This is a genomic window from Kitasatospora sp. NPDC001603 (genome assembly GCF_040298365.1).
GTDB lineage: Bacteria > Actinomycetota > Actinomycetes > Streptomycetales > Streptomycetaceae > Kitasatospora.
Map to the genome: position 1 here is coordinate 1 of NZ_JBEPAA010000101.1, position 9,617 is coordinate 9,617.

12 protein-coding genes and 1 pseudogene are annotated in these 9,617 nt (G+C 74.5%); 6 read left to right on the top strand and 7 right to left on the bottom strand.

Features of this window, described 5'->3' with window-relative positions; translation table 11 throughout:
• The 3 genes and pseudogenes from ABT263_RS35170 to ABT263_RS35180 form a co-directional block, all read left to right on the top strand.
• Positions 1-224, top strand: a pseudogene (locus ABT263_RS35170) (ABC transporter); the annotation flags it as partial.
• A complete protein-coding gene (locus ABT263_RS35175) occupies positions 221-1,006 on the top strand; it encodes an ABC transporter permease (protein ID WP_352297103.1) in 786 nt (261 codons plus the stop codon). The pseudogene ABT263_RS35170 and the gene ABT263_RS35175, both read left to right, overlap by 4 nt.
• A 163-nt stretch (positions 1,007-1,169) precedes the next feature.
• The gene (locus tag ABT263_RS35180) at positions 1,170-1,880 is read left to right on the top strand and encodes a DUF4232 domain-containing protein (RefSeq protein WP_352297105.1); all 711 of its coding nucleotides are present in this window, start codon (positions 1,170-1,172) and stop codon (positions 1,878-1,880) included.
• A gap of 125 nt (positions 1,881-2,005) precedes the next feature.
• Here ABT263_RS35180 and ABT263_RS35185 read toward each other — a convergent pair whose 3' ends face one another.
• The 7 genes from ABT263_RS35185 to ABT263_RS35215 form a co-directional block, all read right to left on the bottom strand.
• Entirely contained in the window at positions 2,006-2,494 is a 489-nt protein-coding gene (locus ABT263_RS35185) for a hypothetical protein (RefSeq protein WP_352297107.1), read from the bottom strand.
• Between the two features lie 85 nt (positions 2,495-2,579).
• The gene (locus ABT263_RS35190) at positions 2,580-3,296 is read right to left on the bottom strand and encodes a hypothetical protein (protein ID WP_352297110.1); all 717 of its coding nucleotides are present in this window, start codon (positions 3,294-3,296) and stop codon (positions 2,580-2,582) included.
• A gap of 148 nt (positions 3,297-3,444) precedes the next feature.
• Complete coding sequence (locus ABT263_RS35195) at positions 3,445-3,885, bottom strand: VOC family protein (RefSeq protein WP_352297113.1); 441 nt, start codon at positions 3,883-3,885, stop codon at positions 3,445-3,447.
• A 64-nt stretch (positions 3,886-3,949) separates the two neighbouring features.
• Positions 3,950-4,777, bottom strand: a complete 828-nt coding sequence (locus ABT263_RS35200) for a TIGR03084 family metal-binding protein (RefSeq protein ID WP_352297124.1) — start codon at positions 4,775-4,777, stop codon at positions 3,950-3,952.
• A 183-nt stretch (positions 4,778-4,960) separates the two neighbouring features.
• Positions 4,961-6,493, bottom strand: coding sequence for an AMP-binding protein (locus ABT263_RS35205; RefSeq protein WP_352297126.1), 1,533 nt, complete (start codon positions 6,491-6,493; stop codon positions 4,961-4,963).
• A gap of 97 nt (positions 6,494-6,590) precedes the next feature.
• Positions 6,591-6,992, bottom strand: coding sequence for a MerR family transcriptional regulator (locus ABT263_RS35210; protein WP_352297128.1), 402 nt, complete (start codon positions 6,990-6,992; stop codon positions 6,591-6,593).
• Between the two features lie 58 nt (positions 6,993-7,050).
• Complete coding sequence (locus ABT263_RS35215) at positions 7,051-7,824, bottom strand: SDR family NAD(P)-dependent oxidoreductase (RefSeq protein WP_352297130.1); 774 nt, start codon at positions 7,822-7,824, stop codon at positions 7,051-7,053.
• Positions 7,825-8,085: 261 nt separating this feature from the next.
• Between ABT263_RS35215 and ABT263_RS35220 the strand changes: the two genes are divergently transcribed.
• From ABT263_RS35220 to ABT263_RS35230, 3 genes are all read left to right on the top strand, one after another.
• Complete coding sequence (locus ABT263_RS35220; protein ID WP_352297133.1) at positions 8,086-8,544, top strand: group II truncated hemoglobin; 459 nt, start codon at positions 8,086-8,088, stop codon at positions 8,542-8,544.
• Positions 8,541-9,125: a GNAT family N-acetyltransferase gene (locus ABT263_RS35225; RefSeq protein ID WP_352297135.1), complete on the top strand. Its 585-nt coding sequence runs from the start codon at positions 8,541-8,543 to the stop codon at positions 9,123-9,125. Before ABT263_RS35220 ends, ABT263_RS35225 begins: the two co-directional genes overlap by 4 nt.
• 90 nt (positions 9,126-9,215) lie before the next feature.
• A complete protein-coding gene (locus ABT263_RS35230) occupies positions 9,216-9,596 on the top strand; it encodes a VOC family protein (protein ID WP_329487027.1) in 381 nt (126 codons plus the stop codon).
• Positions 9,597-9,617: the final 21 nt, after the last annotated feature.

The following is a 9,617-nucleotide window of genomic DNA, read 5'->3' on the forward strand; positions in this document are numbered from 1 at the left end:
TCGCCCTGCACGACGTCACCCGCGACGACGAGGCCCTGGCCCTGCAGATCCCCAGCGACGGCAGCCAGCGCGACCTGCGCGCCGTCCTCGACCGATTGGACGCCACCGGCATCGAGGCCGACGAACTCACCGTCCACACCCCCGACCTCGACGACGTGTTCTTCGCCCTGACCGGCTCCAGCGTGCCCGCCCAGAACAACCAGTCCAAGGAGACCGTCCGATGAGCACCTTCACCCTCGCCGCCCGTGACTCGGCCACCATGCTGCGCCGCAACCTGCTGCACGCCCGGCGCTACCCGTCACTCACCCTGAACCTGCTGCTCACCCCGGTCATGCTGCTGCTGCTCTTCGTCTACATCTTCGGCAACACGATGAGCGCCGGCATCGGCGGCGGCGACCGCTCCGCCTACATCGCCTACCTCGTCCCCGGCATCCTGCTGATGACCATCGGCAGCACCGTCATCGGGGCCGCGGTGTCCGTCTCCACCGACATGTCCGAGGGCATCATCGCCCGCTTCCGCACCATGGCGATCCACCGCGGGTCGGTGCTCGTCGGGCACGTCGTGGGCGGCGTGCTGCAGTCGGTCACCAGCGTGGTCCTGGTCGGCGCGGTCGCCGTGGCCATCGGCTTCCGCTCCACGGACGCCACCGCCCTGGAGTGGCTGGCGGCCTTCGGTCTGCTCGTCCTCTTCGCCCTGGCGCTCACCTGGATCGCGGTCGGGATGGGCATGGCCAGCCCGAACGCCGAGGCCGCCAGCAACAGCGCGATGCCGCTGATCCTGCTGCCGCTCATCTCCAGCGCCTTCACCCCCGTCGACGCGATGCCGGGCTGGTTCCAGCCGATCGCCCAGTACCAGCCGTTCACGCCGGCCATCGAGACGCTGCGCGGCCTGCTGCTCGGCAGCGGGATCGGCTACCACGGCTGGCTCGCCGTCGCCTGGTGCCTGGCGCTCACCGCGCTCGGCTACTTCTGGTCGACCTCGACGTTCAACCGTGACCCGAAGTAACCGGGACGACGGTGCGGGTCGCCTCCCGCACCTCGCCCCGCCCCAGGGCGGCGTACCGACACCGGGTGTCGGCCTGCGCCGCCCTGCCGGCGTTCCCGCCCGCCGTCGTGCGGAGCGCCTTCCCCGGGCCGTCCGGACGGCGGTTCGTGTCATGATCGTCCGCATGAACCCGACGCCGCCGAACGGAAACCGTCGAATCGCGCCGCCGGCCCGGGCGGCGCTGCTGCTCGCGGGGGCGGCCCTGCTGGCGGGGTGCGGCAGCACGCAGGTGTCGGGCGCGGGCGGGGGAGCCCCGGGGCCCGTGGGCGCGACCGGCGGCAGGACCTCCGCGAAGGCCACCGCCCCGAACACTCCCAGCTCGGCGGCCCTCCCCACACCGACGCCGGTGCCGGCGCCGACCTGTTCCCCGGAGGGCGTCTCGCTGGCCGCGGAGGAGGCGAACGCCGCCATGGGCCTGCGGGTCATGGCGATCCGCCTGACCAACTGCGGAGCCGCCCCCTACACGCTGAACGGCCGACCGGGGGTCCGCGTCCTCGACGCCGACCGTGCGCCGCTCGACATCGCCGTGCAGAAGGGTTCGGCCGGCATCGCGACCCTGGACGGCTTCGACGCGGCGCCGACGGCGGTGACGCTTCGGCCCGGCGAGTACGCGGCGTTCCAACTGGTCTGGCGCAACACCGTCACCTCGGGGACGAAGGGGGCCGACAACGGGCGCTTCCTGGAGATCGCCCCACTGCCCGGCCGCCCCGCGGTCGTCGTCCCGGCCTACCTCGATCTCGGCACCACCGGCCGGCTGGGCATCTCCGCCTGGGCCGAGGCCACCGCGGCCGCCCGGCCGGGGAACGACCGCCCGGGAGCCTCGCCCGCCCGGTAGCCGGGCCCGGCTCGGCGCGTCGGGGCGCCGGTGGTCGGGGCACCGGTCGCCCGGGTGCCGGCGCGGCGCAGTCGTGGGGGCGCCTGCGCCGCGCCGGGGCTGGAGGGGGAGCGGGAGCGGCGGGCTCAGAAGGCGGGGGCGTCGCTCAGCTCGACGATCCGCAGATCGCCCAGGCGCACGGTGTACCAGACCTCCTGGCCGCTGCCGCCGCCCCAGTACTCGGTGAAGCGGATCGAGGCGAAGCCGTGCTCCTCCCCGACCTGCTGCACGGACCACTCCGACGGCACGTTCTGGGCGCGGAACACCGGGTCGGCCCCGTGCTCGGAGGCCCAGGCGTCCAGCCGGACGTTCAGGTGCGGGGCGAGGAAGCGCTCGCGGACGGCGCGCGGCGTCTCGCCGCTCTGGTGGAGCACCGCCCTGCGGTACTCCTCCACGAAGGTGACCACCCGGTGGGCGGCGGCCGTCCCGGCCCGGACCTCCGCCCGGGAGGCGCCGGGCACGTCGGTGGGCCGGGCGAAGGCCGCCTGGGCGGAGCCGGCCGGCCCACCGATCGCGAGCAGGCCGGCGAAGGCGGCTCCGGCCAGCACGGTACGCAGGATGTCAGCGCGAATCATGGGGGAATTCCATCATTCGTCGACGAACTCCGCATATCGCCGGAAGGAGTGGTTTGGGCGCCCACCGTTGTTATTTGACGATCAATCACCGGATGCCGAGCCGGCCCCGGGCCGGCTCCTGGCTGTACGCGAGGCGTTCGACCTCGGCGAGCTGGGCGGCGCCGATGCGGCCCTCCTCCAGGGAGAGCAGCCAGCTCAGCAGCTCCGGCCCGGCCGGCAGTTCGTCGTAGAAGCCGAGCCGGAGATCCGCGAACCGCGGCGTGACGAGCCAGCCGTCGAGCGCGGCACCGAGGTGGCGGTCCGCCGCCTCGGTCCGGGTCCCGGCCCAGACGGCCAGCCACGGCGAGAGGCGTCCCGTGCTGACGGAGATCGTCTCCAGCACCCCGGCAGCGTGGTCGGTGCCGGGATGCTCCCGCAGGACCGACCGCCACCAGGCGTCCCAGACCCGCTCCAGCGCCCGCTGCTCCGGTACCGCCCAATCCCGCCAGCCGGCCTCCAGCAGCCGGGAGGCGATCAGTCCGTGGTCCACGTGCAGCCGGCCCGTGGTCAGGAGGCGGACGATCCGCGGTGTCATCCGGCGGTACAGGGCGGCGAAGTCGTCCCAGTGGTCGGTCGATTCGGCGGCCACGGAGGGGATCAGCCGGTCCGGCACCAGCCGTGCGGGGCCGGCGAGGGCTTCGAGGTCGGCATCGGTGAAGCAGTAGGTGCAGCCGCCGACGGTGAACGGGGACTCGGAGTGCGGTGCGAAGGCGGCGTCGAGCGCGTCGAGAGCGATCCGGAGCTGCTGGGGAGGAGTGGTCACGGGCACCTGCTGGGGACCTCATCCGGCCTACCGGAGAAGGGAGCGACGCTACCACGCGGCGGGTGACGGCCGCCGGGGCCGCCCCGGCGGCCGTGCTCCCGCAGGGGCCTGCCCCGGCCCGGTGCACTGGCGGGCCGGGGCCCGGTCGTCAGCTCAGCTGCTCGGCGAGCGCGAGGATGATGCCGCTCGGCCCGCGGAGGTAGCAGAGCAGGTAGCTGTCCTCGAAGCGCGTCACTTCGCCGACGAGTTCGGCGCCGTGCGGGCGGAGGCGGGCGAGGGTGTCCGCGAGGTCGTCGACGGCGAACATGACGCGGTGCAGGCCCCGTGTGTTCGCCGGGGTGGTCTCCGGCTCGGGGGTGATCGCCTCCGGGCTGTGGTACTTCGCCAGTTCGAGCCGGCCCGGGGCGCCCGGGATCCGCATCATCGCGATCTCGCTCCGCATGCCGTCGAGCCCGACGACGGCTCCCGCCCAGCGTCCTTCGATCGGCATCCGGCCTTCCAGCTCCATGCCGAGTTCGAGGAAGAAGGCGACGGCGGCGTCGAGGTCGTCGACGACGATGCCGACGTTGTCCATGCGCTGAATGGTCATGCGGCCCAGGGTAGGGGCCGGGTACGACGACGCCGGTTCGGCGGGCCCGTCGCACCCGCCCGTCTCACCCGCCCGCCGGGCGTCCCTTGCCCGGGTTCCCGGCGAAGGCCTGGGCGATCGGCAGCCAGGCCGCGGCCGTCGGGCCGGTGGCGCTCAGGGCGAGGTCGTCCCGGTGGCGGCGCTGGGTCACCAGCAGGCAGAAGTCCAGGGCCGGTCCGCTCACCCGGTCCGCCGCGTCCTCCGGGCCCCAAGCCCACAAGTCGCCTTCCGGCGCGGTCAGTTCGACCCGGACCGGGGTCTGCGGCGTGGGCAGCCCGTGCAGGGTGAAGGCGAATCCCATGGTCCGTACGCCCAGGTGGGCGATGTGCCGCAGCCGCGCGGTCGGCTCGCGGACCGCGCCCAGGGTGTCCGCGACGTCCTGCCCGTGCGCCCAGGTCTCCATCAGCCGGGCGGTCGCCATCGACGGGGCCTTCATCGGCGGCCCGAACCACGGGAGCCGGAGGCCGTCCGGGGCCTCGGCCAGCGCCGACCGGAGCCGTTCCCGGCCGGCCCGCCAGCGCGTCAGCAGCGCGTGCGGCTCCTCCGCCGCGCCGCGCGCCGCGCCCTCGTCGACCGGGTCCGCGCCGGCGGCCAGCAGCTCGCCGAAGACCCGGCCGGACTCGGCGACGAAGGCCTCCGGATCGCGGGCGGAGAGCGTGGTCCAGTCGTCCGTCCAGGCCAGGTGGGCGATCTGGTGCGCGATCGTCCACCCCGGCGCGGGGGTGTCCGTCGCCCACTGCTCGGGCGCCAGCGGGGCCACCAGGTCGTCCAGGGCCTCGCTCTCGGCCCGCAGGTCGTCGAGCAGGCCGGTCAGCACAGCTGCGGCCGTCGGGGCCGTACCGTCCGTCGTCATGGGCGTCCTCGTCTCCTCGGTAGTGACTCACCGGTAACCCGAGCCCGCACCCTACGCCGTGCCCGCGGCCGCCACCCGCAACTCCACGGAACCCGCCGGTCGGGACGCCCACCGGCGCACCGGGAGGGCGCGCCGGGTGCCGGGCCGGGAGCCCGGCACCCGGACCGGACCGGACCGGACCGGTCAGTTGACCTGCCGGTCGCGCTCGACCCAGTAGGGCTCGCGGAGCCGGAACTTCTGCAGCTTCCCGGTGGTGGTGCGCGGCAGGGTGTCCCGGAACTCCACCGAGGTGGGCGACTTGTAGCCGGCCAGCCGCTGCTTGCAGTGCGCGATGAGGTCGGCCTCCAGGACGTCGTACCCGGGCTTGAGCACGACCAGGGCCTTGACCGTCTCGCCCCACTTCTCGTCCGGTACGCCGATCACCGCGACCTCGCCGACCGCCGGGTGGTCGTAGAGGCAGTCCTCCACCTCGATCGAGGAGACGTTCTCCCCGCCGCTGATGATGACGTCCTTCTTCCGGTCCGAGATGGTCAGGTAGCCGTCGGTGAGGGTGCCGCCGTCCCCGGTGTGGAACCAGCCGTCCCGGACCGCCTCCGCCGTCTCCTTCGGCCGCTGCCAGTAGCCGTCCATCACGACGTTGGCGCGGACGAGCACCTCGCCCTGGCCGTCGACCCGCACCTGGTTGCCGAGGGCCGGCGCGCCCGCCTGCACCAGCTTCTCCGCGCGCTCACCGGCGGGCAGTTCGTCCCACTCGGCGCGCGAGCGGTTCACCGTGACCACCGGCGAGGTCTCGGTCAGGCCGTAGATCTGCATGAACTCCCAGCCGAGTTCGGCCTCGACCCGCTGCACCACGGAGGTCGGCGGCGGCGCGCCGGCCACGATCATCCGCACCTTGTCCCGGCCGGGGACGGGGCCGTCCCAGTCGGCGGCCGCGTCCAGCACCATCTGGACCACCGCGGGCGCGCCGCTCAGGAAGGTCACCCCGTGCCGCTCGACCCGGCGCAGGATCTCGGCGCCGTCCACCTTGCGCAGCACGATGTGCCGCGCGCCCAGCCCGGTGAGGGCGAACGGCAGGCCCCAGCCGTTGGCGTGGAACATCGGCAGGGTGTGCAGGTAGACATCCCGGTCACCGGCGCCGAAGTGCAGGCCCATCAGCACGGAGTTCAGCCAGATGTTGCGGTGGGTGAGCTGGACGCCCTTGGGGCGGGCGGTGGTTCCGCTGGTGTAGTTGATGGTCGCGGTGTCGTTCTCGCCGATCTCGTAGCGGCGCGGCGCGCGGTCGAAGTCGTACAGCCGGGCGTCGCTGTCCGTGCCGAGCACGAAGGTGTGCCGGGCGCGGACGCCGGCCAGCGGCTCGGCGAGTTCGGGGTCGACCAGCAGCACGGAGGCGCCGCTCTGCTCGACGATGTACGAGACCTCCTCGGCCCGCAGCCGGAAGTTCACCGGTACCAGGACCCGGCCGTGTCCGCTCACGCCGTAGAGCGAGGTCATCAGCCGGGCCGAGTTGTGCGACACGATCGCGACCCGTTCGCCCGGCCCGACGCCCAGCCGGTCCAGGCCGGCCGCCTGCGCCCGGGCCAGCTCGGCGACCCGGCGGTAGGTCAGCTCGCCCCAGGACTCGGCGGGTTGCGCCGGCTCGTCGACGATGCCGACCCGGTCGCCGTAGACCAGCTCGGCCCGGTCGAGGAAGTCCATCACGGTGAGTGGAATCTGCATGCGCCCACTTTCCTCCGCCGACCGCCCGCTGCACACCCCTGATCAAGGGTGTCACCCGGACGGGCCGCGAGTGTCAGCGCCCCGCCGCCCGTCACCGTCAGCGGTCGCCCGCCACCACCGGCGCCCCGCCGCCGGCCACCGGAGCCGCCTCGTCGCCGGCCGCCGTCAGCGCGGCGAGCAGCCGGTCCCGGGCCTCGGTCTGGGCGGCGATCCGGCGCTCCAGGACGGCGAGCCGGTTCCGGGCGATCCGCAGCGCGCCGGCCGAGGGCCGCGCGGCCAGCATGTCGCCGTCCAGGCAGGACAGGAAAGGCCGGACGTCCTCCAGGGTGAACCCGGCCGCGAGCAGGCCGCGGATGTTGCGGACCCGGACGGCCGCCGAGTCCTCGTACACCCGGTAGCCGTTGGCCGCGCGCGAGGACGCGATCAGCCCGGCCTGCTCGTAGTGCCGCAGGGCCCGGGCCGTGCTGCCGGTCACCCGGGCCAGTTCGCCGATCCGCACCGCTGCCCCGCCCCTTCCCGGACGGCACCGCCCGGCTCGCTCCGGACCACCGCCCGGCTCACCCCACGACGGCACCGCCGTCCACCGGCAACACTACTCCGGTGACGAACGAGGCCTGTGGAGAGGCGAGTTGCGTGATCGCCCAGGCCACCTCGGCGGGCCGGCCGATCCGCCCGAGCGGGGTGTGGGCGATCTGCCACCGCCGGACGGCCTCCCGCTGTCCGGCGTCGAGCCCGGAGTGCTCGCCGATCGGGGTCTCGATCGCCCCGGGCGCCACCGCGACCACCCGCACGCCGCGCGGCGCCAGCTCCACCGCCCAGCTGCGGGTCACCGACTCCAGTGCGGCCTTGCTCGCCGCGTACACCGCGTTGCCCGGCCAGCCGCGCTGACCGACGGACGTCGTGACGTTGACGATCACGCCCCCGCTCGCCTCCAGCGGCGCCAGGGCGGCCTGGCCGAGCAGGACGGCGGCGGTCAGGTTGGTCGCGAGCTGGTCCGCGACCGCGTCCCGGGTGATCCCGCCGAGGGCGCCGCCGCGGACGATCCCGGCGTTGTTCACCAGTACGTCCAGCCGCCCGTACCGGTCGAGCACCTCGCGTACGAGTGCCTCGGGGGCGTCGGCGCCGGTGATGTCCGCGGTCAGCGGGTGGATCCGGCCGGGGGCACCGCGCACGGTCTCCGCCAGTGGCTCGGCCCGCCGTCCGACCGCCACCACCTCGACCTCCGGGTCCTGGGCCGCGAAGGCGTGTGCGGTGGCCCGGCCGATCCCCGTCCCGGCGCCGGTGACCAGCACGATGCGGGTGGCCGGTCGGTGCTGCGTGTGCTCGTTCATGCGGTCCACCCTCCGACCCTGCCGCCAGTGGCAAGGTCAAGCGGGTGCCCGGCTCCGGTCGGGGGCGGCGGGGGGAGTACCGGCAGTGGCGGGCGGAGGACCGGCGGGCGCGGTGGGCCGGAGCGAACGCCTCCGCTTGCTGTGCCGGGCGCGAACAGGAGCCGCCCGGGGGCGGTCACGGGCCGGGCGGGCTGCTAGGAAGGTGCCCTCGGAAAGGCGCCGTCGGAAAGGTGCCCTCGGATCCGAACGGGGAGAACACGCATGAGCGACGAACGGCCCGAGAGCCTGTACGACGCGCTGGGGGGCATGGAGGCGCTCCGCCGTCTCAGCAACACCTTCTACGAGGGCGTCCTGGCCGACCCGGTGCTGAAGCCCGTCTTCGCGAACTTCACCACCACCCACATCGAACACGTCGCCGTCTGGCTGGCCGAGGTCTTCGGCGGCCCGGCCCGGTTCACCGCGGACCTCGGCGGCCACCAGGCGCTGCTCCGCACGCACCTCGGACTCGCCATCACCGAGGAGCAGCGCGGGCGCTGGATGGAGCTGATGGGCGCCGCCGTGCGGCAGGAGCTGCCCGGGGACGAGCTGCTGCGCCGCCGGGTGCTGGAGTACTTCGACTGGGGCACGAAGATCGCCAGGGACGTCTCCGCGGCGCCCGTCGGCGAGGACCTCGGGGACCCGGGGCCGACCCCGCGCTGGGGCTGGGAGGGCCTGCGATGACGGTCGCCACCGAATCGCCCGTCGCCGAGGGCCTGCTGCTGCGCCCGTTCCGGGACGAGGACGCGGCTGCCCTGGTCGAGATCTACCGGGACGAGACGCTGCGGCACTTCACCCGTACCCCCGTGGCGGACCTGGACGAGGCGGCCCGCTGGCTGGAGGCGCAGGAGCGCGGCCGGGCGGCCGGCGAGCGGTACAGCTTCGCCGTCCTGGCGCCGCTCGGCGGCCCCGCCGGGGCGTTGCCCGCCGACGGCGGCCCCGCCGGGGAGCGGCCGGCCGAGCTGGTCGCCAACGTGGTGCTCAAGCGCGGCGCGCCCGGTGCGCCGGCGGCCGAGGTGGGCTACTGGACGGCCGCCGCCGCCCGCGGCCGCGGCGTGGCCCCGCGCGCGCTGGAGGGGCTCACCCGCTGGGCGTTCGCGGCCTTCGCGGCGGACGGGCTGGTCCGGCTCGACCTGCTCCACCAGGTGGACAACACGGCCTCCTGCCGGGTGGCCGAGAAGGCCGGCTACCGGTTCGGGAGCGTTCTGCGGGCCAGCCCGCCGGAGTTCCCCCTGGACGGCCACCTGCACAGCCGCTCGGCCTGACCCGCGCAGCCGCTCGGCCTGACCCCCCATTGACGGGTTCGCGGCGAATCGGGTGGACGCGGGCCGGGGCGGCGGTCCAGAGTGCTCCCCATGGCTTCTCTGGTACGACATGTGACGATCGACTGCGCCGACCCCTACCGCCTCGGCGAGTTCTGGGCGAAGGTGCTGGACGGCAAGCTGGCCGACGACGACTTCCCGGGGGACCCGGAGGCCCTCCTGGAGACGCCGGGCGCGGTGCTGCTGTTCATCCGGGTGCCCGACGGCAAGACCGTGAAGAACCGCGTCCACCTGGACCTCCAGCCCCAGGACCGCTCCCGGGACGAGGAGGTGGAGCGCCTGCTGGAGCTGGGCGCCACCGTCCACGACGACCAGCGGCGCCCGGACGGCACCGGCTGGGTGACCATGGCGGACATCGAGGGCAACGAGTTCTGCGTCGAGCGCAGCGCCGCCGAGCGGGCCGCCACCGCCTGACCGGTCGCCGGCTCCCCGGCC

Coding starts and splice junctions, on each gene's coding strand:
- ABT263_RS35175 (WP_352297103.1), top strand. CDS start 221: ATGAGCACCTTCACCCTCGCCGCCCGTGACTCGGCCACCATGCTGCGC.
- ABT263_RS35180 (WP_352297105.1), top strand. CDS start 1,170: ATGAACCCGACGCCGCCGAACGGAAACCGTCGAATCGCGCCGCCGGCC.
- ABT263_RS35185 (WP_352297107.1), bottom strand. CDS start 2,494: ATGATTCGCGCTGACATCCTGCGTACCGTGCTGGCCGGAGCCGCCTTC.
- ABT263_RS35195 (WP_352297113.1), bottom strand. CDS start 3,885: ATGACCATTCAGCGCATGGACAACGTCGGCATCGTCGTCGACGACCTC.
- ABT263_RS35200 (WP_352297124.1), bottom strand. CDS start 4,777: ATGACGACGGACGGTACGGCCCCGACGGCCGCAGCTGTGCTGACCGGC.
- ABT263_RS35205 (WP_352297126.1), bottom strand. CDS start 6,493: ATGCAGATTCCACTCACCGTGATGGACTTCCTCGACCGGGCCGAGCTG.
- ABT263_RS35215 (WP_352297130.1), bottom strand. CDS start 7,824: ATGAACGAGCACACGCAGCACCGACCGGCCACCCGCATCGTGCTGGTC.
- ABT263_RS35220 (WP_352297133.1), top strand. CDS start 8,086: ATGAGCGACGAACGGCCCGAGAGCCTGTACGACGCGCTGGGGGGCATG.
- ABT263_RS35225 (WP_352297135.1), top strand. CDS start 8,541: ATGACGGTCGCCACCGAATCGCCCGTCGCCGAGGGCCTGCTGCTGCGC.
- ABT263_RS35230 (WP_329487027.1), top strand. CDS start 9,216: ATGGCTTCTCTGGTACGACATGTGACGATCGACTGCGCCGACCCCTAC.